This window comes from Pauljensenia sp. OF14-1SRA (assembly GCF_027694595.1).
In the GTDB taxonomy this organism is placed as follows: domain Bacteria; phylum Actinomycetota; class Actinomycetes; order Actinomycetales; family Actinomycetaceae; genus Pauljensenia; species Pauljensenia turicensis_B.
The window spans coordinates 51,911-76,356 of record NZ_JAQEVQ010000009.1; the positions used below are offsets into that span (position 1 = coordinate 51,911).

General features: G+C 56.4%; 18 protein-coding genes, 5 tRNA genes and 1 other RNA gene. 9 read left to right on the plus strand and 15 right to left on the minus strand.

Going from position 1 to position 24,446, the window contains the following annotated elements; genetic code table 11:
- Position 1 precedes the first annotated feature (1 nt).
- The 11 genes from PG731_RS06085 to PG731_RS06135 form a co-directional block, all read right to left on the minus strand.
- Positions 2-1,258 carry a PrsW family intramembrane metalloprotease gene (locus PG731_RS06085; RefSeq protein WP_270772810.1) on the minus strand — a complete coding sequence of 419 codons (1,257 nt, stop codon included), beginning with the start codon at positions 1,256-1,258 and terminating at the stop codon, positions 2-4.
- A 38-nt stretch (positions 1,259-1,296) separates the two neighbouring features.
- Entirely contained in the window at positions 1,297-1,929 is a 633-nt protein-coding gene (gene pgsA / locus PG731_RS06090; protein ID WP_270772811.1) for a phosphatidylinositol phosphate synthase, read from the minus strand.
- Positions 1,929-2,489: an HIT family protein gene (locus PG731_RS06095; RefSeq protein WP_101627806.1), complete on the minus strand. Its 561-nt coding sequence runs from the start codon at positions 2,487-2,489 to the stop codon at positions 1,929-1,931. The genes pgsA and PG731_RS06095 overlap by 1 nt, the downstream gene beginning before the upstream one ends.
- A gap of 5 nt (positions 2,490-2,494) precedes the next feature.
- A complete protein-coding gene (gene thrS, locus PG731_RS06100) occupies positions 2,495-4,522 on the minus strand; it encodes a threonine--tRNA ligase (protein ID WP_270772814.1) in 2,028 nt (675 codons plus the stop codon).
- 146 nt (positions 4,523-4,668) lie between these two features.
- Positions 4,669-5,706, minus strand: coding sequence for a lipid II:glycine glycyltransferase FemX (locus PG731_RS06105; RefSeq protein ID WP_270772815.1), 1,038 nt, complete (start codon positions 5,704-5,706; stop codon positions 4,669-4,671).
- A 43-nt stretch (positions 5,707-5,749) separates the two neighbouring features.
- Positions 5,750-6,997: a carboxylate--amine ligase gene (locus tag PG731_RS06110; protein ID WP_270772816.1), complete on the minus strand. Its 1,248-nt coding sequence runs from the start codon at positions 6,995-6,997 to the stop codon at positions 5,750-5,752.
- Between the two features lie 142 nt (positions 6,998-7,139).
- A tRNA-Val gene (locus PG731_RS06115) sits at positions 7,140-7,211 on the minus strand.
- Position 7,212: 1 nt separating this feature from the next.
- A tRNA-Cys gene (locus PG731_RS06120) sits at positions 7,213-7,283 on the minus strand.
- Between the two features lie 40 nt (positions 7,284-7,323).
- Positions 7,324-7,396 (minus strand) — tRNA-Gly (locus PG731_RS06125).
- Positions 7,397-7,466: 70 nt separating this feature from the next.
- Positions 7,467-7,538, minus strand: a tRNA-Val gene (locus tag PG731_RS06130).
- A gap of 1 nt (position 7,539) precedes the next feature.
- Positions 7,540-7,612, minus strand: a tRNA-Gly gene (locus PG731_RS06135).
- 686 nt (positions 7,613-8,298) lie between these two features.
- On the opposite strand from PG731_RS06135, the gene PG731_RS06140 reads away from it, so the two are divergent.
- Both PG731_RS06140 and PG731_RS06145 read left to right on the plus strand, forming a co-directional pair.
- The gene (locus tag PG731_RS06140; RefSeq protein WP_270772836.1) at positions 8,299-8,832 is read left to right on the plus strand and encodes a DUF3000 domain-containing protein; all 534 of its coding nucleotides are present in this window, start codon (positions 8,299-8,301) and stop codon (positions 8,830-8,832) included.
- Between the two features lie 2 nt (positions 8,833-8,834).
- Positions 8,835-10,076, plus strand: a complete 1,242-nt coding sequence (locus PG731_RS06145; RefSeq protein WP_270772817.1) for an HRDC domain-containing protein — start codon at positions 8,835-8,837, stop codon at positions 10,074-10,076.
- A gap of 11 nt (positions 10,077-10,087) precedes the next feature.
- Here PG731_RS06145 and dxs read toward each other — a convergent pair whose 3' ends face one another.
- A complete protein-coding gene (gene dxs, locus PG731_RS06150) occupies positions 10,088-11,983 on the minus strand; it encodes a 1-deoxy-D-xylulose-5-phosphate synthase (RefSeq protein ID WP_270772818.1) in 1,896 nt (631 codons plus the stop codon).
- A gap of 128 nt (positions 11,984-12,111) precedes the next feature.
- On the opposite strand from dxs, the gene PG731_RS06155 reads away from it, so the two are divergent.
- On the plus strand, positions 12,112-14,112 hold the full coding sequence (locus PG731_RS06155; protein WP_270772819.1) for an alpha/beta hydrolase family protein: 2,001 nt from the start codon (positions 12,112-12,114) through the stop codon (positions 14,110-14,112).
- Positions 14,112-15,932, plus strand: a complete 1,821-nt coding sequence (locus PG731_RS06160) for a chloride channel protein (RefSeq protein WP_270772820.1) — start codon at positions 14,112-14,114, stop codon at positions 15,930-15,932. Before PG731_RS06155 ends, PG731_RS06160 begins: the two co-directional genes overlap by 1 nt.
- A 52-nt stretch (positions 15,933-15,984) precedes the next feature.
- Here PG731_RS06160 and rnpB read toward each other — a convergent pair.
- An RNA gene (rnpB, locus tag PG731_RS06165) (RNase P RNA component class A) lies at positions 15,985-16,334 on the minus strand.
- Positions 16,335-16,373: 39 nt separating this feature from the next.
- Between rnpB and PG731_RS06170 the strand changes: the two genes are divergently transcribed.
- A complete protein-coding gene (locus tag PG731_RS06170; RefSeq protein ID WP_270772821.1) occupies positions 16,374-17,192 on the plus strand; it encodes a YaaA family protein in 819 nt (272 codons plus the stop codon).
- A gap of 95 nt (positions 17,193-17,287) precedes the next feature.
- Here the strand turns inward: PG731_RS06170 and PG731_RS06175 are convergent, their stop codons facing one another.
- Together PG731_RS06175 and PG731_RS06180 are read right to left on the minus strand one after the other, a co-directional pair.
- The gene (locus tag PG731_RS06175) at positions 17,288-18,022 is read right to left on the minus strand and encodes a zinc ribbon domain-containing protein (RefSeq protein ID WP_270772822.1); all 735 of its coding nucleotides are present in this window, start codon (positions 18,020-18,022) and stop codon (positions 17,288-17,290) included.
- Positions 18,019-18,867, minus strand: coding sequence for a Nif3-like dinuclear metal center hexameric protein (locus PG731_RS06180; RefSeq protein WP_442952659.1), 849 nt, complete (start codon positions 18,865-18,867; stop codon positions 18,019-18,021). The genes PG731_RS06175 and PG731_RS06180 overlap by 4 nt, the downstream gene beginning before the upstream one ends.
- Positions 18,868-19,084: 217 nt before the next feature.
- Here PG731_RS06180 and lipB point away from each other — a divergent pair, with 217 nt between their 5' ends.
- The 4 genes from lipB to PG731_RS06200 all read left to right on the plus strand — a co-directional run bounded on the left by lipB (position 19,085) and on the right by PG731_RS06200 (position 23,917).
- On the plus strand, positions 19,085-19,774 hold the full coding sequence (gene lipB / locus PG731_RS06185) for a lipoyl(octanoyl) transferase LipB (RefSeq protein ID WP_270772824.1): 690 nt from the start codon (positions 19,085-19,087) through the stop codon (positions 19,772-19,774).
- The gene (gene lipA, locus PG731_RS06190) at positions 19,758-20,831 is read left to right on the plus strand and encodes a lipoyl synthase (protein ID WP_270772826.1); all 1,074 of its coding nucleotides are present in this window, start codon (positions 19,758-19,760) and stop codon (positions 20,829-20,831) included. The genes lipB and lipA overlap by 17 nt, the downstream gene beginning before the upstream one ends.
- On the plus strand, positions 20,767-22,350 hold the full coding sequence (locus PG731_RS06195; protein ID WP_333558943.1) for a class I adenylate-forming enzyme family protein: 1,584 nt from the start codon (positions 20,767-20,769) through the stop codon (positions 22,348-22,350). Before lipA ends, PG731_RS06195 begins: the two co-directional genes overlap by 65 nt.
- 172 nt (positions 22,351-22,522) lie before the next feature.
- Entirely contained in the window at positions 22,523-23,917 is a 1,395-nt protein-coding gene (locus tag PG731_RS06200) for an NAD(P)/FAD-dependent oxidoreductase (protein ID WP_270772827.1), read from the plus strand.
- Positions 23,918-24,446: the final 529 nt, after the last annotated feature.

Here is a 24,446-nt window from a genome sequence, read left to right on the forward strand (position 1 = left end):
ATTACCTCGCCTTATTCAATGTCGTCTGCGTCATCGCATTGAGGAAGAACTGACGATCTTGAGTGACCTGAGCAACCAATTGTCGGTCGAATTCGATGCGAGAATCATCGGCACCCAAACGTTCTTGGAGCTTTTGATCAAGCCCCAGGGCGGCAAGATTAGAAAGGAATCGTCTCATTGCTTTTTGCGCGTCCTTGCCCGCAGGCTTCACCCAGTTCATCGCGGTTCTGCGACCGGCTTTCTCACTGACCATGACCACCTCGGCGGGAAGGACCCATCCGGCTTGGACGTAGGGAATGAGCCCTTCACGAACGGTCTTCAATTCGCGTCGTGAAATCCAGGTCAGCACAATCATCCAGCCGACGAACAGTGGAATCTCGACAAAAAGATAGTTGGTAATAAAACTGGCAGCTTCTGAGGTTCCCGCATAGTTCCACAATCCGTGAACGTACATTGCGATGGTTAATCCCAGAAGACTGACGATGGTACGGGGTAGCCAGGAGCGTATGCGAATCAGCGCAAAAGCGAGAGCAAGGCCGGTGAATGATGTGGCCATCGGGTGCAGGAATGGGCTGAAAACCCCACGAAGGATGACAGTGACGGTCAGGGCCGCTGATCCTTCTTGGCTTGCCTGCAGGAAGTATTGAATGTTCTCGATGAAAGCGAAGCCTGCGCCGGAAAAGCCGGCATAGACAATACCGTCAATCAGGGAGTGAATGGTGCTTCTACGGGCGAGGATGATGAACAGAACACCGAGTGCTTTGAGTGTTTCTTCGACCGGAGGGGCAACATATACGGCTGTCCACCGCATTGCTTCCATTTCATCGCCAAGTACCAGCGTGGCGTTGAGGAGCAGTGCAGAGTTCAATACGGATGCCCCAACAATGGCGACGCCCGCACCCCAGACGAAAGCAACACTTTTCGTCCACAAGGGTTCTGGCTCGTGACGATCCAAGTGAATGAAGAACCCCAGAACAACGACCAGAGGGAAGGAAGCAAGGAATGCTAAGTAGGCGGTGGTTGATGCGTCGCTCAGCGAAATGTATCCGTAAATGCTCAGCGCGATACAGATCGCTGAGACAGTAATGATTGACGTTTCGAAACGCGGAAGGCGAAAATGTTGAGGCTGGGGTACGTTCCACATTGGCGCTGAATAATGCGTCGTCGGAGAAACCATGTTTGCTCTGGGCACGTCGGGGCGAATACGCGAAAGCCGGAACTGTTCTCCAGGACCGGATGATGCACTTTCGTATGTCACTGATTCTCCGTTAATTGCCTACGTAGACGCGGGGCTTCTCAGATATGGCCGTCGATCTTCTTCAGTGCACCAGCAGTAAATGCGATTCGCTGGCCGACGGTGAATAGGGAGGCGAAGGCGACCCAGATGAGGCCTGCGACGGCCCACCACTGTCCACATCCCCAGTCGGTCAAAGCAGCCCCGACGAGGACAACGATCAACCGGTCGGTTCGTTCCGCGATACCAACTTTGGCCAGAACTCCGATGGATTCGGCGCGTGCTCGAGCGTAGGGAACGGCTCCGGTGCCGACGATGGCGATGAGTCCTCCAACCAGTCCAACCGTGCGTGCGGTTGAGGGCTCCCATCCGAAGATCAACCACGCGCACACGGATGCGAATACTGCGCCGTCGGAAATACGGTCCAGCGTTGAGTCAAGGAAGGCGCCGAAGCGCGACCCACCTGTCGTCATACGTGCCAGTGTGCCGTCAACTGAGTCTGCGAAAAGAACGAGGCCCAGCGCAATGCCACCTTGCCAGACGTAGCCGAATGGAATAGTCGTGCACGCTACACCAACGCTGGCAATTGTTCCGATGATCGTCACCGCATTCGCACTGACCCCAAGTTTGGCTAGGAGGCGTGCAAGCGGTGTAAAGATCGTCTTCGTCAGTGAACGACCGTGATTTCCAAGCATCAGGATTCCTTCGGCCAAGCGTCAGCGAGCATTTGGCGCGCATCTGATAAAAGCTGGGGAACAGCTTTCGTCTGAGCAATAATCGGCAGGAAGTTAGCATCCCCAAGCCAGCGCGGAACGATGTGTTGATGCAGGTGAGCAGCAATTCCCGCTCCAGCGACATCACCCTGATTCATCCCCAGGTTAAAGCCCTGCGGCCCACTGGTAGCGCGAAGAACTCGCATAGAGGTAGCCGTCAGCTCCCCCACTTCAACGCGCTCTTCATCGGTTAAATCCGTGTAGTCAGCGACGTGACGGTACGGACAGACCAGAAGGTGCCCAGAATTGTAAGGGAACAGGTTCATCAGCACGAACGCACGGCGACCGCGATAGACGATCAAAGCGGCCTCATCGCTCTTCGATGGAGCTACGCAGAACGGGCAGGTGTGATCCGTTGAGTCTGATGGTTTGCCTTCGCCATTGATATATGCCATGCGGTACGGCGTCCAGAAACGTTTGAAGGCATCCGGAGTGCCCGCTATTTCACGGGAATCTTCAACCAGTGGCTCAACGTCACTCATGATGTTCAGTCCTGTTCGGCAAAAAGGTCCGAGTTGTTGCGCCTACGGACGTGGTTCACGATACGCGCAACAGCATCGTCGATAGCCACGCCGTTGTCCTGCGAGCCGTCACGGAAACGGAAGGACACCGCACCGGCTTCAACATCTTCGCCACCAGCAATCAGGGTAAAGGGGACCTTTTCCTTCGATGCGTTTCGGATCTTCTTACCGAAACGATCGTCGGAGTGGTCAACCTCTACGCGGATGCCTTCGGCCTTGAGCTTGGCAGCGACCTGGTCGACATAGTCAGCAAACGCCTCGGCAACCGGGACAATCTTCACCTGGACTGGAGCAAGCCATGCTGGGAATGCACCCGCGTAGTGCTCGGTCAGAACACCGATGAAGCGTTCGACGGAGCCAAGCTTCGCCGAGTGAATCATGACCGGGCGCTGGCGTGAGCCGTCAGCAGCCGTGTATTCGAGGTCGAAACGCTCGGGCTGGTTGAAGTCGTACTGAATGGTCGACATCTGCCACGTACGGCCGATAGCATCCTTGACCTGCACGGAAACCTTCGGACCGTAGAATGCTGCGCCACCCGGATCTGGAACCAGTTGCAGACCGGTTGCCGCACAAGCGTCTTCAAGAGCCTTCGTGGCGTTCGCCCAGTCTTCATCGGAACCGATGAACTTGTCCTTCTTCTTGCCGTCTTCGTCGCGCGTCGACAGTTCAAGGTAGAAGTCATTCAGGCCAAATGCTTCCAAGATGGACAGGAAGAAGTTGATCTGTGAGCGAATTTCTTCGCCTGCCTGCTCGGGCGTGCAGTACGTGTGCGAGTCATCCTGAGTGAAGCCACGCATACGGGTCAGGCCGTGGACAACACCGCTCTTCTCGTAGCGGTAATCGTGGCCCATCTCGAAGAATCGTGCGGGAAGTTCACGGTAGGAACGACCGCGTGAGCGGAAGATCAGGTTGTGCATCGGGCAGTTCATGGCCTTGAGGTAGTACTCCTGGCCAGCCTTCGTGATGTTGCCTTCTTCGTCGCGTTCCTCGTCAACCTGCATGGGTGGGAACATCGTGTCCGCGTAGTACGGCAGGTGGCCGGAAGTGTGGAACAGACCGCCCTTAGAGATCTCGGGGGTGTGAACGAAGTCGAAGCCAAACTGCTCGTGGCGTTCGATCACATACTTCTCAATCTCGTGACGCAGGATGCCCCCCTTGGGGTGGAAGACGACAAGGCCGGGGCCAATTTCCTCCGGGAAGGAGAACAGATCAAGTTCTGCGCCCAGGCGACGGTGATCGCGACGTTCGGCTTCCTTGATACGCTCCTGGTAGGCGACGAGGTCGTCCTTCGAGGCCCACGCAGTGCCGTAGATACGCTGCAGGTGATCTCCGGACTGGTCGCCCTTCCAATAGGCGGCTGATGCCTTGGTGAGTGCAAAGCCGTTGCCGATCAGGCGGGTGTTCGGCAGGTGCGGTCCTCGACAGAGGTCTTTCCATGCAACGGTGCCGTCTCTGCGAACGTTGTCGTATATGGTGAGCTCGTGGCCACCGACCTCAACTGAAGCGCCTTCTGCACCCGAGCCCTTCGTGGTGACAAGTTCCAGCTTGTACGGCTGGTCTGCGAGCTCAACACGGGCCTCGTCCTCGGAAATGACGCGACGGACGAACGACTGGCCTTCCTTCACGATGCGCTTCATCTTCTTTTCGAGTTCACGCATCAGTTCGGGGGTCACCGAATCGATATTGCCGAAGTCGTAATAGAAGCCATCGGTAATGAACGGACCAATACCAAGGTTGACATCCGGGAAGGTGTCCTGAACTGCCTGAGCCAGCACGTGAGTGGCGCTGTGGCGAAGAATGTCCAAGCCAGCGGGCGAATCAATAGTGATTGCCTCGACTGTCATTCCCTCTTCAAATTCAGTGAACAGGTCGCGAGGAGTGCCGTCAATCATGAGGGCAACGACCTCACGACGCTGCTCATACCAAGTAGTACCCGTGGTTCCACTTTCCACGGTCTGCTTCTCTTGGTCAATGACGAGGTCGATGCTGGACACGAATGTCTCCTTGATCAAACGATGAATATACCGCTGACAGTCTACTCGCCCGGTCGCCTCATCACCGCACCCGAACACCTCAGTGAACCGACCAACGGACAAATCTTGACGCACGTGTGTACAACTGACGGAAACGAAAGAGGTGACTAACGGGAAACTCGACGCAACTTTCGCTTCGCATTCAGCAACGAACGCACCATGGTGTACTGCGGGCGCGATACCGGCAGATCCCAAGCGCCAGCAACATCCGTGTACGAAGTCGCGAAAGCAAGCTTGTAACGGCCAACGTGGAACAGCGTTGAATTACGCGGAGAATGAATGCCTCGAAGGTCGAATCCTTTAAATCCTTCACTGCCAAGGAGGATTGCAACCTCAACGTCCAAGAGCGCAGGACTTCCCAAGCGGCGACCGTGATCCGAAGAAGCACCGTACTCAGCTTGAGCATTCTTACCGTTAAGCAACACCAGATCCCAACAGAGGATCTCGTTGTCTTGCGTGCGAGCAGTGAACACGCGAGCGTGCTGCGACCCTAGGATGCGCAACAGCGACTGGTAATAGCCGATGGGGTGCGGACGGAATCCATCACGTTCAGCTGTTTGCTTCAGGACCTCGTAGTACGGTGAAAAATCAGCTGAGGCAGCCTCGGTTTCCTCGTGGATCTGAACGCCGGACTCATCGGCTTTCTTCGTTGAACGACGAAGCGTGCGCCTGCCATCAGAAGTCAATGATTCGAGCACTGCATCGCGATCCCCGCGTCCGGTTTCGATAATGACGGTGCGGTCATATGTCACGATCTGCAACGGTTCTTCAAGATCCTTGGCAGCAAACCACGAATGCAGACGGATGAAGACAATTCCGCGATCGCGACTGCGAACAAACTTCAGTAGGTCCTTGCGCAGGCGTTCCTCGCGTTCAGGAGTAGCCTCACGAATCCAGACGGGACCTGATTTTGCCCACAAGTAGCGCAACGCGCGAAGCTTGTATTCAAACAGCGCGATGACGGCGATGCATTTGTCGTTCTCATACCAAGCAAGGCGACCAAGTTCCCCTGCCCAGAGAGGATGTCCTTGTGAAGCTGAAAACTCTTCCCACTGCTGCGACTGTTCGATAGGAAGTCCGCCCACGCCGGAAACAGCATGTTGCATGTCGCGTGCACTAATCGGTCGCAGACTCGTGGAAGTCATGTAAAGCCTTTCGTCTTTATTAATCCAGCACGTAGTCACTGGCTCAGAATGAACGGTCAGTCGGTCGAGGATAGTAGCGAGCAAATTTTCTCAAGTGGTTCAAACGTTGCAAGCGAACAATCATGTTCCGCTTTGCATTGTCCTCGTGCGGATTGATCAGCGGATCAAAGCGACGATGGTTCTTGATTAACGATTTCACGCGCTTCTTCAAAGGTTCATCTCGCAAGTATCGCAACAGCAGTCGGTCTGGAACCATCGAATAGAGAATTTCACGCGAAATGCGCTTTTGTTCCATGCGCTGACCATCAATCAAATCGCCCACCATGACGAGCATCGGATTGGCTCCGCCTGCGGTCATGTACCAATTGTTGCGTCCAATTCGAGGATTCACTTCGAAGAATACGGCGCGGTTATCACGTGGATCGATCTTCACGTCAAAGTTGGCAAAACCGCGATATCCGGCACGTGTCAGCAGGCGTTCAGCTTGTTGCCACAGTTCAGGGAATTCTTCGGTGATCATGGCAACCGGATTACCGATCATGGTCGGTGCATGATCTTCAAGAAGTACTCGCGCCGAGCCGATCAACGTTACGTCGCCGTGGCTATCGACGTATGCGGTAATGGAACGCATCGCGGTGTTATCGCCAGGGATCAGTTCCTGGACAAGAAAAAGATCGCGGAATCCGGCTTCTCCGAGCATTCTCCACATCTGTGCCAATTCGGCCTCATCTTCGAGGAACCAAATCTTACGTTTGCCTTCAAAGTGCAGACGATCATAGGCATCTGCTCTGGCAGCCTTGGCAACAATCGGGAAGTCGAAGGGAATCGAAGGGGCAACCCACTGATCGGAATAGTCAGACATGTCGACGCCGATACCTCGAGGTGCATCAATGCCAGCGTCTTCACATGCCTGCGCAAAAGCGACTTTGTCTGTAAGAACCTCAATCGTTTCCAGGGATGGGAACGGGAGCGCGTAGTATTCGCCGAGCTGGTCGTAGTTGCGAGCGATGAAGGTTGAATGCAGGTCGTGGTTTGCCATCAAAATCAATGCTTTATCAGCGTTTTCTTTGGCAATTGCACGAAGTTCGTGAAGAAGAACGTCGTCAGATGCGTCTGCTTCGATGTGATGAACGTCGAAGAAGTTCGAGCCTGTGATGGACACGGTGGGCTCATTTGATACGCACAGGCATCGACATCCAAAGGCCTCGTTGAAAGAGCGACCGATTCCGTAAACACCAAAATCGCCACCCAAGATCACGGGAAGAATCACTCGTGAGCGAGAAGAGACCATGAATTCAAACCACCTTTGTGTGTGTCCGATCAGCCTACCTGTTTTGCTCTTTCAAGGATATAAGGGGAAACCCTCATTACTGGGTGACCTGCCACGAGGAAATAAAAAACGCCTTTCCCACAGGAAAGACGAAATCATTGAGTGGGCGATACTGGGATCGAACCAGTGACCTCTTCCGTGTGAAGGAAGCGCGCTACCCCTGCGCCAATCGCCCGAGGTGGGTACGGGATTCGAACCCGTGTATACGGCTTTGCAGGCCGCTGCCTCGCCTCTCGGCCAACCCACCACGCTTTACCCATCGGAAAGGTTGAATCCGGGGCTCAACGAGCGGATGACGGGACTCGAACCCGCGACCCTCACCTTGGCAAGGTGATGCTCTACCAACTGAGCCACATCCGCGAACTTGTCCCAACTGATCTGGAACTGGGATTTACCCGTCGTGTCCCAAAAAGAATTGAGAGACAATGAGTGGGCGATACTGGGATCGAACCAGTGACCTCTTCCGTGTCAGGGAAGCGCGCTCCCGCTGCGCCAATCGCCCGAGCGGATGACGGGACTCGAACCCGCGACCCTCACCTTGGCAAGGTGATGCTCTACCAACTGAGCCACATCCGCGTATCTCTTCGAACACTTACGCGTTCATTTCGAACAGGGAAAACACTAACAGGGAATCACAGAAAAAGCGAAATCAAACGAACGTTGCGCGCATCACAGCCACCGTTTTCCGCAGTATTTTGCGAAAAGATTACTCAGAGCCTCGGTGAGCGTACACGCTTCCTTGCGCGACGCACCAAGTGATACAACCCACGGACGAACGATAATCTCGTAGGGCGATGGCGTGGAAGTAGCAGTTTTCGCGAACTTCGTCTTGAACTCGGCCAAGCCCTTCAGCCCGCAGACAGATCCGACCCTATTCCCATGAGGTCACATTCAGTAACACTCAATCGTGCACACTGACAGCATTCAAATGAAGACAAGACAGTCTGTCGCACGAAGAGGCATTGCTTGAATTTCAGAAGCTGCGTAGTAGCGCCACGCTCGTTTGCCTAAGACACACGATGGACCAGGCAACGAGTTCCCCATCGATACGCCCCGCAAAGAAGTGGCCAGTATCTTTTCCGAATGTGCGTGTTTTTACTCTATAAGTTAGCGAACTGCTACCGGATGCGATGGTTAAGAAAAACAACGTCATTGCTCAGTGTGACGTGGATCGTGGCGGGTCATTTTCGCGGTGGACGGCGCGCCCAGCAAAGGGCTTGCTTTAACTCACTTAGCCTAAGTGCGTGGATAATCGCGCTGGTATGGAAGAGTTCGCTGAATCGTTGGCAACTCTGCGTAGCGCTATCGATAGTCCTCTTCTGGAGTTCGAAGAAGTTCCCCCACCTTCACGCATGGCGCCTTTCACCGCAGCTCTTGTCATGCGAACGGTGGCCAACGATGGCAGAGAACCTCTTGCTCAGGGACGTTTTGTCATCCTGCATGATCCCGACGAGCAAGCTGGCTGGAATGGAACATACCGCCTGGTTGCGCAGTTGCGTTCGCAAGTTGACCCTGAAATGGGGCATGACCCGTTGCTCACCGAAGCTCTCTGGGCGTGGACAGATGATTGCCTGGTTGAAGAAGGCGCGGTGTATCACGACCTGACGGGAACAGTCACCCGGGAGTTTTCAGAATCATTTGGTGGTCTTTCATTGCGAGGCTCCACTCTCAACGTTGAAATCCGAGCCTCGTGGACGCCTTCGACTACTGACTTGGGAGCTCACCTGCGAGCTTGGACAGATCTGATGCTTCGTACCAGTGGTGTGGCATCCCAGCGATTCCTTGAGGGAGTCTAAGAGTGCGCATTCACCACACCGGCGGTTTACCTGACGGCGATACTGATTCTCCGGAGCTGATCGTTACCCCGCGCGAAGGCGTGCCTAGTGTCATCGATACTGCTGATGCGCTTAATCACGCTAGGCGCAACCTAGAGCAAGGACTCACTCCCATCGCGCTGGATGTTGAGCGCGCCCAGGGCTTCCGTTACGGCAACGACCCGTACTTGGTTCAGATTCGACGCGAAGATGTTGGTACCTTCCTGATCGATACAGCCGCATTGCCTGACCTGTCGTCGCTTCAAGCGGGCGTGAACGACGTATGGCTTTTGCACGATGCGTTGCAGGATCTGCCGAATTTACGACAGGTGGGGCTCAATCCCCCGTCGTTGTTTGATACTGAGGTCGGCGCGCGTCTTCTGGGGTTAAAGAAGTTCGGTCTTGCTGCCGTATGCGAGCAGGTGCTCGGTCTGGGCCTCGTGAAAGACCACCAGGCATCTAACTGGTCGGTTCGTCCGCTATCGAAGGATTGGCTTCGCTATGCGGCCCTCGATGTCGAATTGTTGACGGAACTTTACCGTCGCTTGTCCATCCAGCTGAACGACGCGGGTCGCTGGGAGTGGATGGAAGAAGAATGCGACTACCTGGCTCACCTGGATCCGCCTGCGCCCAAGAGGGACCGCTGGCGAAATCTTCCCGGCGCAGGAAAGATACGAGGCCGGCGCAACCTGGGAGTCCTCAAGGCTTTGTGGGAGGCGCGCGAAGAAATCGCTCAGGAACTTGATAAGGCACCCGGTCGTTTAGTGCGCAATGCTGCTCTGGTGCAGGCTGCGCTGAATCCTCCGCGGAATAAGCGCATGTTGCTGTCGATTTCTGAGTTCCGCTCCCCTGTTGCCAGGCAGTACGCTGAACGTTGGTTACGCGCGATCCGACTGGCCGAAACGGCAAATGAGGACGACTTGCCACCGCTACGTCTTCCTCATCGTCCAGGTTCAGTTCCCGAAGCGCGAAACTGGGGTCGTATCGATCCTGACGCTGCAGCGCGATTGGCTGCTGTTCGCGGGGCAATGACCGAGCTTTCTGAAGAAATTGGTATTGCTCCCGAGGTCATTCTTGAACCTCGTATTCAGCGTTACTTGGCGTGGGCGCCTCTTGATCCGAAGCGTCCCAGTGGCGACGAGATTGAACAGAGGATGTTTGACAAGGGTGCTAGGGATTGGCAGATGGACCTTTGTCTTGACCCGATCGCGGATGTCTTGGAGTGACTCTTTAGGATTCAAGCTTCTCTTGAGAGGGTACGTGAAATACGTTCCGCAATCTGGTGAGCCGTCAAACCGCACTGTTCCAGCAGGGACTCGCGCTCGGCGTGCTGCAGGAATACCTTCGGCACACCCAGCGTGATGACGGTAGTTTCCACGGACTCGTTGGCAAGAAGATCGCGCACTCCCCAACCAAAACCGCCGTCAACGATGCCGTCTTCCAGAGTCACCACATGTTGCGCCTGCTTGGCAAAACTGGCAAGTTCAGGGTTGATCGGTAGAAGCCACACAGGATCCACAACACGAACACGCTTACCCTGTCCAGTCAGAATGCGTGCTGTTTCAAGACCCTCGGGACCAAAAGCGCCCGCTACTACGAGGAGCACATCAACATCGTCAGTGTCGGGTTCAAAGAGAACATCCACACCGTTCACTGAGCGAATTGCGTTCATCGGCGCTGGTAGAGAGCCTTTACGGTAGCGGAGAACGGTCGGCCGATCCTTCACTCCCACCGCGCGACGCAAGCTGGTGCGAAGAGTTGCCTCATCACGCGGGGCAGCGAGCTCAAGTGAGGGGATGATCGAGCACATCGCGATATCCCAGACACCATTGTGCGAGGCGCCATCCGTGCCGGTGATACCTGCACGGTCAAGAACAACCGTCACGCCAGCCTTGTGCAATGCCACGTCCATTAACAGCTGGTCAAAAGCACGATTAAGGAAGGTTGCGTACAGCGCAACAACCGGATGAGCGCCCGCATAGGCCATGCCAGCAGCGCTAGCAATCGCTTCCTGTTCAGCAATACCCACATCGACAACGCGGTCCGGGAATTCCTCGTGGAATGGTTTCAAACCGACGGGAGCCATCATCGCTGCGGTGACACCGACAACAGTGTCGTCTTCGCGCGCAATTTTGACAATCTCGTCGGCAAATACGCTGGTCCAACCGAAACGTGCCGGAGCAACGGGGAGTCCCGTTTCGGGGTGAATCGGTCCAACGGCGTGGAAGCGATCAGCGATGTCTTCTTCGGCGGGAGTAAAACCGCGTCCCTTTTGGGTGATGACGTGGACAAGAACGGGATACTTTAAAGTCCGTGCGAGCTGTAGCGCGGTTTCAAGCTCGGTCTCATTGTGTCCGTTGACGGGACCTAAGTATTTGAAGCCCAGGTCTTCGAACATTGCCTGAGGAGCAATAACGTCTTTGATGCCGGTCTTCAGACCGTGTAGTGCGTCGTATGCCGCTTTACCGGGATCCCCCAGAGCAAGCAGATGACGCTTACCCCAAGCAAGAGCACGTTCGTAGCCTTCCGAGGTGCGAAGCGCATCGAGATGATGGGCAACACCGCCGATTGTTGGCGCGTAGGAACGTCCATTGTCGTTGACGACTACAACAACACGACGATCAGTTGATTCGGCGATGGTGTTCAACGCTTCCCAAGCCATACCACCGGTCAGAGCACCGTCACCGATGATGGCGACCGTTGAAGATGCGTCGCCCCGGCGTTTCTTCTCGCGGGAAATACCATCGGCCCATGCCAGTGAGCTTGAAGCGTGCGACGACTCAATAACGTCGTGATCTGATTCTGAGCGGGAGGGATAGCCAGACAGTCCGCCTTCTTGGCGCAGGCCGGAAAAGTCCTGGCGACCCGTCAGAAGCTTGTGGACGTACGCCTGGTGACCGGTGTCAAAAAGAATCGTGTCTTTGGGTGAACGAAATACTCGGTGCAGGGCAATCGTCAGTTCAACAACGCCCAAATTGGGACCCAGGTGTCCACCGGTTTTCGACACGTTGGTAATCAGGAAGCTACGAATTTCCTTGGAAAGTTGGACAAGTTGAGGCTCTGAAAGGGTACGTAAATCCGACGGGGAATGGATGCTGGTGAGCAGTGGCATATCCACGTCTGATGAATTCATAGCCCTCATACTAGTTGCCACACATGTTCCTAGCGACCTTCGCCCTCGAAAAGCACATCGTGAGCGGGCTAGCATAGAGCTAACGTGCTTCTTTAATCAACCGAAATGCCTGTGTGCAAGGAGGAACAATGAGCGTTACCGTCGCCCCCTACGGTGAATGGACATCCCCAATTTCCGGCGATTCTTTTACTGCTCGGTCAGTCACTCTCTCGCAGGTTCGTGTTGATGGTTCTGCTACCTATTGGGTTGAAGGACATCCGAAAGAAAACGGACGAGGTACCCTGTTGCGTCGTACCGGTGCTGGCGTTACTTCAGAGGTCCTCCCCCTGATCGACGGTGTTCGCCTTCCCGATATTCGCACTCGCGTTCACGAATACGGTGGTCGCGCCTACGCGGTGCTCGATGGTTTCATCGTGTTCTCCGACGGCTTTGATAACCGCGTCTACCGTTTCGACACCAACGACCCGCACCGTACGATTTCTCCGCTTACCACGCTGTCGAAGTCGCGCTACGGCGACTTCGAGATTGATGATGTTCGCGGCCTCGTCTATGCGGTCAGGGAAGATCACTCGGGCGACGGCGAACCGACGAACACGCTGGTCGCAATCCCGATCGACGGTAGTGCTGCACGCAACGACGCTGCGATCATCACGATTTTTGAAGGCACTGACTTTGTTGCTGCACCCGCAGTTTCTCCTGATGGCACGAAGCTTGCATGGCTGTCGTGGAACCACCCGCATATGCCGTGGACACAGAGCGCACTGCACGTGGGCGCACTCGATTTCGAAGGTCGTATTGAGGTTTCGAAGACGATCGTCGACAAGGAAGACGTGTGTGTCTACGAGCCTCGGTGGACTCTTGACGGTGACCTCATCCACGTCGATGACACGACCGGTTGGGCCAACCTGTTCCGCACGGAAGGCTTTACGTGGAAGGATGACGAGCCCTCAGACGCGTGGACAACGCGCCTTCGCACTCGTGCCATGCACCCGGGAACTCAGGCGTTCTCGCACCCGCACTGGCAGCTCGGTCTGCACTCCTATGATAATTACGATAACGACCTGCTGATCTGCTCGTGGGCTGAGGACCTGACGTGGCACATCGGTACCGTGCGCGTCGACAACGGAATGGCTGAAGAATGGGCAACCGGCTGGTGGCCGATCGGTAACGTGGCATCCAACGATGGTCGCGTAGTCTTCCTTGCTGACTCCCCCACGCACACGCCGGCAATTATTCAGATCAAGGGTGGTGCCACGACGATTATTCGTCCGTCATCCGAAGCTGAAATCAGCCCGAAGCTGGTTTCTTCAGCGCAGATTATCTCCTGGCCAACCTCAGATGGCGAGACCGCGCACGGCTTCTACTACGCACCAAAGAACCCCGACTTTTCAGGCCCGGAGGATGCTCTTCCCCCACTGATCGTCAACGTTCACGGTGGCCCGACTTCTTCGACCCGCCCCGGCTTGTCGATTCCATTGCAGTACTGGACCAGCCGCGGCTTCGCGGTGCTCGACGTTAACTACCGTGGTTCAACCGGATTCGGTCGCGCATACCGCGAGCGTCTCAACGGTCACTGGGGCGTTATGGATGTGAATGACTGCGTTGATGGCGTGCGTTGCCTGGTTGACCGCGGTTTCGTTGATCCGAAGCGTGTTGCTATCCGTGGCGGATCCGCCGGTGGCTTCACCGCCTTGAACGCACTGGCAAACACCGATGTGTTCACCGCGGGAACGTCACTCTATGGCATCGCTGATCTGCGCCTTCTGTCTGCAGAAACCCACAAGTTCGAGTCTCGTTACGACGCTCGCTTGATCGGTACTGAAGATCCGAACAGCGAACTGTGGGCCACACGCTCGCCGATTACTCACATTCACCAGATCAATGCTCCTCTTCTGCTGTTGCAAGGCGAAGATGACAAGGTGGTTCCTCCCTCACAGGCACGCCTCATGTTTGATGCGCTGAAGGATCGCGGAAACGCTGTTGCGATGAAGATCTACCCGGGTGAAGCTCACGGCTTCCGTCGCGCAGAGACGATTCGTGATGCGTGGAGCTCCGAGCTCGCGTTCTACGGGCGTGTCTGGGACATGGACGTCGACGTTGAATCCGATATCGATATCGCCAACCTCTGATGCGGGCTTCTGTTTCTTCCTTTGCACAACTGGGTGAAAAAGCAGGTCAGCACCGTTCTTTCGTCGGTCTATTAGCGGCGATAGTCGGCATTATCGTCGGTGGCGCAGCGGTCCTTTTTAACCTGATGATTCAGGGATGGACGTGGGTCACCACCGGTTACAACGACTACTCGACGCACGCTGGTGACAACCACGGAGTCTTCGGTTGGTCCCCCTGGGTGTTCTTGCTTCTGGCTCCCGTTGTCTCAGCGTTGATCTATGGGCCCCTGGTTCAGAGGTTCGCTCCCACTGCACGTGGCCACGGTATTCCCGAAGTGATGCTGGCCGTTCGACGCAAGGGTGGGAAGATTCCCGGGCGCGTCGCAGTGGTGAAACTGATTGCTTCTTCTTTGACGATTGGCGCAGGTGGTTCAGCGGGGCGAGAAGGTCCGATTGTCCAGGTCGGAGCGTCGCTCGGTTCCTCGTTGGCGTCCTCTCTTCGTTTGCCCCCACAACGCGTGATTCTTTTAGCGTCCTGCGGCGCAGCGGGTGGCATCGCCGCAACTTTTCATGCTCCGCTTGCTGGCGCAGTCTTTGCTCTCGAAGTGATTCTGACGCAGTTCAGTGCCGAAACCTTCGGCTATGTCGTTATTTCTTCAGTGATGGCATCCGTTGTTGCACGCGCGTTGCAGGGTGACGAAACGATCGTGAATCTTGGTCATGATCTGTCTTTCTCGCATCTGACGGACATGTGGTGGGTTGCGCTCCTTGGTGTTTTTGCTGGTCTTTCGGGTCTAGGTTTCTCGAAGCTCCTTTATTGGCTTGAAGATGTGATCGACGCTTTCTGGAAACGTCTTAGCCTTCCCGAATGGTCGCGTCCGGCTGTTCTCGGCATCCTTTTAGGCGCGGGTATTGTGACCTTCCCGCAGATGTTCGGCTCGGGATACCCGATCGAAGAAGACGCTCTAGCAGGCAAATACACGATTGGCTTCCTGCTGGTTTTGATGGTGGGACGCGCCCTGTACACGTCCTACACGATCGGTATCGGTGGCTCCGGTGGCGTTTTTGCCCCGACCCTTTTTATCGGCGCAATGGCCGGAACCGCATTCGGGCAAATCCTTTCCTCCATTACTGACACTCCCGCCGGAGTCTTCGGTGTGATTGGTATGGGCGCGGCATTCGCTGGAGCTGCACGCGCTCCGATGACCGCCGTTTTGATCATCGTCGAAATGACGGGGCAGTATTCGCTGATTATGCCGATGATGCTTGCCGTCGTTCTGGCCACCGGCGTCTCGAGGTTCCTGACACGCGCCACCATCTACACCGAGAAGCTTCGTCGTCGAGGCGATGTTCTGGATGACCCTGTGGATGCAACACTGCTCGGCGCTCACCCGGTTTCACGCTGGATGGAGGACGCTCCCGGTACTTTGGCGCCCTCGACCACGCTCGATCAGGCGATTAAGAAGATGCGTGTCCTTGGTGCCCAGTCTCTTCCCGTTGTCGACGATGCTGGAACCTACGTTGGGCTTGCAAGCGCCATTGATCTTGCTCTGGCACGCCAAAGTGAAACAGACATGGCCTCGTCGCTGGATTCTTTGAAGCTGCCCACCGTGCACGTCACGCCCACCGCACTACCGTCGAAGGTGCTCGAAGTACTGCAGACATCAGGGCTGCCGGGGATCCCCGTTGTCGATGATTCGTTGCATGTGGTGGGCTGGGTGTCGCAGCAGTCCTTAATCGAACGCCTGTATCGCGATCAGCGTCGTGCCATCGCTGCTCGCGCGCAGTCGTCGTGGGGTTCGAGGTTCCAAGAGAAGCATCCACGCCGACACAAGAGTTAACGGAGCGTAAGCGTAGAATCGCATAGATCAGCGAAAACCCGACGTATAGGGACGGATGAGTCGGTCTGTACGCCGGGTTTTGTCCCGCACAAGCGGTGGCGACCATCTATCTAGGACGTTTGTTGCCAAACGCCTCAAGCAACCTACCCGCAGGCGTCGGGCGGGCCACCCATACCTGCTGCTCGGTCTTGCTCTGGGTGGGGTTTACCAAGCCGGCTCGGTCACCCAAACCGCTGGTGAGCTCTTACCTCACCTTTTCACCCTTACCGCTTGCGCGGCGGTTTATTTTCTGTGGCACTATCCCTCGGGTCACCCCGGGTGGCTGTTAGCCATCACCCTGCCCTGTAGAGCCCGGACGTTCCTCGAGAACCGTGTGGTCCGCGCGGTCGCCCAACCGACTCATCCGCGCCCATAGTCTAACGCACCCGCTAGGCTTCACCTATGTTCATCTGGTTACCCCCGTCCGAATCCAAAACACCACCAGCACGTGGGCCTCGCTTTGACGTGGCCCAGCTTGCACGCCCTGAGCTTGCATCCTGGCGAGAAAACTTGATCCGCGACGTTCAGGCGCTCAGCGTTCGCGACGACGCTGCTCAGTTGTTCGGTCTTGGCCCGGCTTCTGCTGCTGATTTACAGGCGAATATCGACTTATATTCTGCACCATGTGACGTGGCTGAAAACCTGTTTACAGGCGTTCTCTATGACGCTGTCTCATTCCCGACACTGCCGAAGCAACACCATGCGGTCGCGTGTGAAACAACGCGTGTCTTCTCTGGGCTTTTTGGTGTGGTGAACCTCGACGATGTCCTGCCCAACCACCGTCTTGCGATGGGCACGAAACTGCCGGGGGTTGGCCCATTGCCGACCTATTGGAAGAAGCCCCTTGATGCATCGCTCAAAGCAGAAGCTGAAGGAGCTCCGATTGTTGATGCTCGTTCTGGCCCGTATCGCAGTGCCTGCCTCGCCCCTTGGGCGCATCGCATCGAGATCGGCGTGGTTCGTCAGGCGAATGGGAAGCGTTCGGTGATTTCCCACGATGCGAAGCGGTGGCGAGGCCTTGCGTGCGCTCACCTCTACGCGTCAATTTCGGCTGATGCGGATTTCGACGCCATCGTTGAGGCTCTGTGTTCAGCCACAACCTTGGATCCGATCATGGACGCTCAGGGTGGTGCTCATGCGGTTACCGACGTGGAAGTACCTGAGGCGAAACCGACAAAGCAGGGCGGGTCACTCACTCAACTGGTGTTGGTCACCGACTGATCGGACTATGGGAGCAGATGCTGGCCGTCGTAGAGTAGTGCTGTCATACGAGGCGACACAACCCGCCACCGGGGCACGATCCCAAGCGATCGGTTTCAGGCTTGAGTCGTCCTCACAACGATCGCGCCGGTATCTTCAGTCCAGTAGAGCTGGTCTTCGGGGGTGAGGCGAATCTGTTCAAGTTCGGCCGGGGATAGCTCCGCTGCCATTCCAATACCAACACCGTTGCGTACTTCGAAGATCGCGAGCGCACCTAGGTTTGCGCGAACACGTTCATACTCGCCCACGAGGTCTTCTGGAAGCGATTCAGCAAGCGCACGACGCTTGGCGATCACATCGCGAAGTTCATCATCGCTTTCTTTCACGTCGGCAGCGAATTCCTGCTTGGTCTTTTCAATGTCGGCAGCGATCGCTTTCGCTTCGTCAATCATTGCTTGACGAGCATTCTTAGCTGCCTCAAGACGTTCTTCACCGTCGAGCTGTTCGTCTTCCAAAGCGGACAAGCGCTTATCCATTTGAGCGATTTCATGTTCCATCGCGTTGATGTCGCGAAGAGGAACCTGGTTGCTGTCGATTCGACTCTGTTGCTTAGCTCGTCTGGCGCTCACACGTTCGATCTCGCCGGCGCTACGTTGGACGTCTCGTTCAATATCTGCGATTGCTGCGCCTTGGGTGACGGCTGCGCGCTTCAGGTCGTCGAGGCGTCCTGCGAGCTCGCGGACAACGCCGTGCGCCGGATGGGAGTCGCGGGCGTGTCGAAGCGCGGATTCGCGCTGGTCGAAGGATTTGAGTTCGAGCAGGCTGAGCTGATTCAGATATGTTGCTTTCACTTGCGTCCTCCTAATGTTGGGCGGTGGCTGGTCCACGGCTCCGTGATAATCGTAGAGACTTTTACTCTCACTTCCACATTTGCAGTTGATGCAGCCTGCACTAACTTGCGTTCAAGGATCGGGAGCCACGGCCATTCGGTGGCGTAGTGACTGCCGCAAATCAGGGCAGGCGCCCCGCCTTCAAGGTGTTCGGATGCCGGGTGATGTCGCAGGTCAGCGGTTAAAAAGACGTCCGCTCCGCCTTCACGTGCTGCCTCAAGGAAAGAGTCTCCCGCTCCCCCGGATACTGCGACGCGTTCGATGATTTTGCCGGGGTCTCCGGATCCGAAGATTCCGTGAGGTCCTGCGGGCAATCGCTCGGCGACCAGGTCAAGGAAGTCGCCTAAACGAGTGGGCGTAATCGAACCAATACGTCCGTGCCCAATGGGACGCCCGGCCTGGTCAATTCCGGTGGGAACCAGCGGTGATGGAGAGTTGATTCCCACCAACTGTGCGAGTGCGTCGCCGACGCCATCTGCGCTGACGTCAGCGTTTGTGTGCGCGTTGAACAGGGCGATATCGTTTTTAATGAGGCGAGTGATGGACGCGCCCTTGGGGTCAGATGTCGGCAGGAAACTCGTTCCGCGAAGGTACAGCGGGTGGTGAGTGATGACGAGGCCGGCATCCTCGTCAATCGCTTCATCAACGACAGCCGAAACGGGGTCGACGGCCAGCAGGATTGAGGTGACGTGAGCGGATGGGTCGCCTGCGACCAATCCGACTCGGTCCCACGACTCGGCACGGGAGGCGGGATACCACGCTTCCATCAGCGCCATGACATCTGAAATAGTCCATTGGTTACTCACGCTTTAAAGGATAGCCAATCGAAAGATGCTGGCGAGCGCGGATAAACGTGAGGAAACACTGAAGAAATACGTGTTTTCAATGGTTTTTCGTTATCTGTCGGAGCCTCATACCCCGATTGGCGTGATAGCGCGGAAAAAATGCATTACTTTCGAGAACACGTGCGCAAAGGGCCATTTCAATTAAGAAACGAAAGGTCTGGCGTTCTATCATTCCTACGTGCACGTCATCGACCTTATTGATGCGGGAACGTCGGACTACATGGAAGTAGACCGACTGCAGCGTCAACTCCACGACCAGGCAGCCGCTGGTGACGGCGATTCGATCATTGTCACCCAATTCGCCCCCACCTGGACCGCTGGCCGCCACACGAAACCCGAAGATATTCCGGATTCCACTGTTCGGGTACTCCATGTGGACCGCGCCGGTTCCGCGACGTGGCACGGACCAGGACAAGTTGTTGTCTACCCAAATGTCAGGCTCAAGGAGCCCGTCGACCTGTACGCATGGATCCGTAGCGTTGAAGCGGGTGTTATTGAAACAGTGCGCGAAGAATGGGGGCTACCCGTTCACCGCATCGACGGGCGCGCAGGAGTGTGGCTGACCGAAGAGGGACGTCGCGACCGCAAGATTTGCGCCATCGGACTGAAAGTTGCACGAGGCGCCACATTGCACGGCGTCGCCCTGAACGTCGATATTGACCCGATGGAAGCGTTCGCGGGAATCATCCCGTGCGGCCTCTTCGACGCTGATGTTGCCTGCCTGTCATGGGAAGGCGTGAACGTCCCGTTGCGCACTGCTGCTGACGCACTTGTTTCGCACCTTATTTCTTCAATCCGCCCTCAGCTGGCTGACCCCAACCAAGAGATCACCTATTCGAAGGGAAACGCCTGTGAGTACCTTGCCTGATCCCGAAGGACGCAAACTGCTTCGAGTGGAAGTTCGCAACTCGCGCACTCCTATCGAAAACAAGCCCGAGTGGATTCGCACGACAGCGAACACCGGCGCGAACTATCACGATATGCGTTCCATGTCGCACGCCAAGGGACTGCACACTGTCTGCGCCGAAGCGGGTTGCCCGAATATTTACGAGTGCTGGCAAGACCGTGAGGCGACGTTCCTTTTAGGTGGAGCGCTCTGCACACGTCGTTGCGACTTCTGCGATATCGCGACCGGTAAGCCCACCGAATATGACCAGGACGAGCCTCGTCGAATCGCCGAGTCTGTTGGCGAACTGGAACTGCGCTACGCGACGATCACCGGCGTCACCCGCGACGATCTGCCCGACGGCGCAGCGTGGTTGTACGCCGAAACCTGCCGTTTGATCCACGAGAAAAGCCCATCAACCGGCGTTGAACTGTTGGTTGACGACTTCCGCGGTCAGGACGAGTCAATCGACATGGTCATTGAAGCCGGCCCGCAGGTGTTCGCGCACAACTTGGAGACGGTGCCTCGTATCTTTAAGAAGATCCGCCCCGCGTTCCGCTATGCCCGTTCGCTTGCGATGATTCAGCGTGCACACAACGGTGGCATGGTGACGAAGTCGAACTTGATCCTCGGTATGGGTGAGACGCGTGAAGAAATCAGCGAAGCGATGCACGACCTGCACGATTCGGGCTGTGATTTGCTGACCATCACGCAATACTTGCGTCCTTCTGCCCTGCACCACCCGATTGATCGCTGGGTTCACCCCGAAGAATTCCTTGAGATCGCAGCCGAAGCTGAAGAAATGGGCTTCGCTGGCGTCATGGCTGGCCCGCTTGTGCGCTCGTCGTACCGCGCGGGATTGCTGTGGGCGAAGGGCATGCGCGCTCGCGGGTTTGAGATTCCTGAGCAGTTGAAGCACCTAGATAATTCCGGTTCCACTCTGCAGGAAGCGAGTACAGTTCTGGCGAATATGCGTGAGCGTCGCGCACGGCGTGAGGCGCGCGAAGCCACGACACAGCCCGGGGTTCCCGTTGCCTGAGGCCCTGGCGACTCCGGATTATTCACCGGCCCGTGTTTTGGTACGTGCTGGGCGTCAGCACCCGAACCGCATGTCGATCATTTGGCCGGATAACAGCGTGTGGAACGTCGCCGAAAGTGCCGACGCGGTGCGCCGTGTGGCAACATATTTGCGCTCGCTCGGCATTGGCGAGGGTAACCGTGTCGTGTTTGCTGGCCGTAACAACGCTTGGGTTTTCGTTCTACACGTTGCGTGCTCGTGGCTTCACGCGGTGACCGTTCCACTTTCGGAACGCCTACCGCTCACCGTCACGCAGTCGATTGTGGATTCGCTCGATCCAGCTCTCGTTTTGATCGACGAGGTCGCGCCCGCTTTGCAACGTTCGGTCAGTGTAGGCGCGGAGTTTATGACGGTCGACGCCTTTGCTTCGAGCGCGCTGGACTCCACGCCGATCGAAGGTGAACCTCCGGCCTGCGCACACGAGACGGGTGCGATTGTCTTTACTTCGGGGTCAACAGGACGTACCCGAGGAGTTGAACTCACTCACGCCCACATGTGGTGGGGTTCGATGTGTTTCCGCGACGGCTTCGAATATCTACCGGCACGCGATGTCGTGGGGGTGTGCGCGCCAATTTCGCATATCGGTGGCTTCAATGGCACGTCGATGGATGTCTTCAGCCACGGTGGAACGATCATCGTCTTCCCGACGTTCAACCCGGCCGATATCCTGCGTGCAATCGAAAAACACCGCATCTCGATGATGTTTGCTGTCCCAGTCATGTGCCACATGTTGCTCGACACGAATGAGTCCGTCGGCGCAGATATTTCATCATGGGAACGCCCGCTGATCGGCGGAGATGCGATGGGACCGGCTTTGGCTGAGCGTCTGCGGAGCGCCGGCTTGCGACCGATCCACGTGTGGGGAATGACGGAGACTTCCGGGGCGGGAATGATGACCTCCCCCGATGCCGACGCTCCAGCGGGAGCATTGGGCCAACCTTTCCCTTACGTGGATGCGCGTCTGATGAACGCTGACGGCCATCTAGCCGGCGTGGGTGAGTTGGGCGAAATCGAGGTACGAGGCCCCGGCGTTTCAACCTCCTTCGTGACCAACGGGGAACGAGGTCTCGCAAGCATGCATGACGATTGGCTGCGCACAGGCGACCTCGCCACGCGCGATGAAAACGGCTGGTATCACATCATTGGTCGTGCCTCGCGAATGATTAACACGGGTGGCGAGCTTGTGGCTCCCGGGCGCATCGAAGAACTGCTACGCGGACTACCTCATATCGCAAACGCCTGCGTTGTGGGTGTGAAGGATAATCGGTGGGGTCAGGTTGTTGCAGCGGCAATCGTTCGCGGACCGATCTCAGAAGAATTGCTTGATGTCGCCGACTTCGATGCATTGGAGATCGCTGACCTGATTAGTGATCAGTGTGCGCCGTGGGAACGAGTACGCCGAGCGATCTGGGTTGATACTCTCCCTCAATTGCCGAACGGGAAACCGGATATTCAGGCGACGCAACGTCTTTTTGACTAAACGATTGCTTTGCTCCGCGCCTTTGCGAGGCATCGTTGATCTGGTGATCGTGGCCTCGTACATGAGTGAAGAGGACGTGGGTACTCTCACTCCCTCAAAGACGGATGGGGACTGTCAACTCCACCGACTCAATTGGTAAGGTAAGCCTTACTTAATTTATGAGGAGGATCTGGTGCACCGCATCGTCATCATCGGCTCAGGTTTTGCTGGACTTGAAGCCGCGAAGAAGCTGAAGCACGCGAACGCTGAAATCACGATTCTAGCCAAGACCGGTCACCACCTATTCCAGCCCCTGCTCTATCAGGTCGCAACTGGCATCCTCTCCGAAGGCGACATTGCGCCAACGACACGTGAGATCCTCAAGAAGCAGAAGAATGTTCGCGTTCTGCAGGCGCTCGTTGAAGACATCGACATTGAAAACAAAGTCGTTATTTGGCGTAATCACAATGAAGAGCAGACGACTCCCTACGACACGCTGATCCTTGCTGCCGGCGCCGGCCAGTCGTACTTCGGCAACGATCACTTCGCCGTGTTTGCTCCCGGCCTGAAGACAATCGACGACGCGCTCGAACTCCGTGCCCGCATCTTCGACTCGTTCGAGAAGGCTGAAATCGAATCCGATCACAACGAGATCGACCGTCTACTCACGTTCGTTGTCGTTGGCGCAGGTCCGACCGGTGTTGAGATGGCTGGTCAGATTCGCGAAATGGCATCACACACGCTGGCAAAGGAGTTCCGCGCAATCGATCCGACGAAGGCTCGCGTCATCCTCGTTGACGGTGCTGATCGTCCTCTCCCCGTGTTTGGCGAGAAGCTCGGTGACGTGACGCGCCACGAGCTTGAAAAGCTCGGCGTCGAGGTGAAGACCCAAGCATTTGTCACTGACCTTGACCACGACACCGTCACTCTGAAGTTCAAGGACGGCTCAACCGAAACGATTCGTTCAAACTGCAAGGTGTGGGCTGCCGGCGTCCAGGCGTCCGAGCTTGGCGCTGTTCTTCGTGACAAGGCCGGTGCGGAGCTTGACCGTGCGGGTCGCGTCATTGTAGGAAAGAACCTCACTGTTCCCGGCCACCCGGAGATTTTTGTCCTCGGTGACATGATGAGCTTCCCGGACGTGCCAGGCGTTGCCCAGGGAGCGATCCAGTCTGCTCGCTATGCAGCAAAGATTGTGGCAGCGCGTCTTGCTGGCAAGCCGGAAACAACCGAGTCTTTCACGTACTTCGACAAGGGGTCAATGGCGACGATCGCCCGCTTCAAGGCGGTCGTGAAGATCGGCAAGATGCGCCTGACCGGCTTTATCGCTTGGGCGGCTTGGTGTTTCCTCCACCTGCTGTACATCGTTGGCTTCAAGTCGCAGATCGGCACCTTGGTTCACTGGTTCTTCTCATTCCTGTCGGGCGCACGTTCGCAACGCACGACCACAAACCAGCAGCTGGTTGGCCGCCTCGCCCTGGAACGTCTGGGCACCGGTTCGTCCGGCAAGCTCGTCGCCGGCGAGGATCCCGTTCAGGAGATCATCGATGATGAAATGATCTCATCACACAACGAAGAATCGGCACATTGATACCGTCCGACTCAGCTGTGTCCTCCGCGCACCAAACGAGAACCTCGTCCCAGTGGAAAGACGCATCGGCGCATTGGTGCATTGGTGCATTGGTCAGCACCGTATCGTGGACGCCGATGCCTTTCATCACCTGGTAGCCGTCGAGTTGAACTCAGTATCGTTCAACCACCCAATAGATAGAGGTGATAACACCTACGCCGATGTCGGCGGATTGGCGATGCACCCACACGTAGATGAGGAACCGGTTCGGGTAGTAGCCCGCCGTCCGCAATGCCGTCCTGGTTCAGGCGCGTAGCTGGGCCTGATGATGGTGAGATCTCGCCGGTGATGATGATGTGCCTGCCGTGGCCATCACCTCCACCGCCACACGCACAGACATTGCGAAGTGGATTTACCATTGGGCTGACTTTGAAACCTAGGTGATGTCTCACTACGAGAAACGTCTGTCTCAAGACATCTTCACATAACTATCCCCGGAATGAACTGGATCCATTGGATCACTCGGGGGTAGTGAGTCAGTGGTATACAT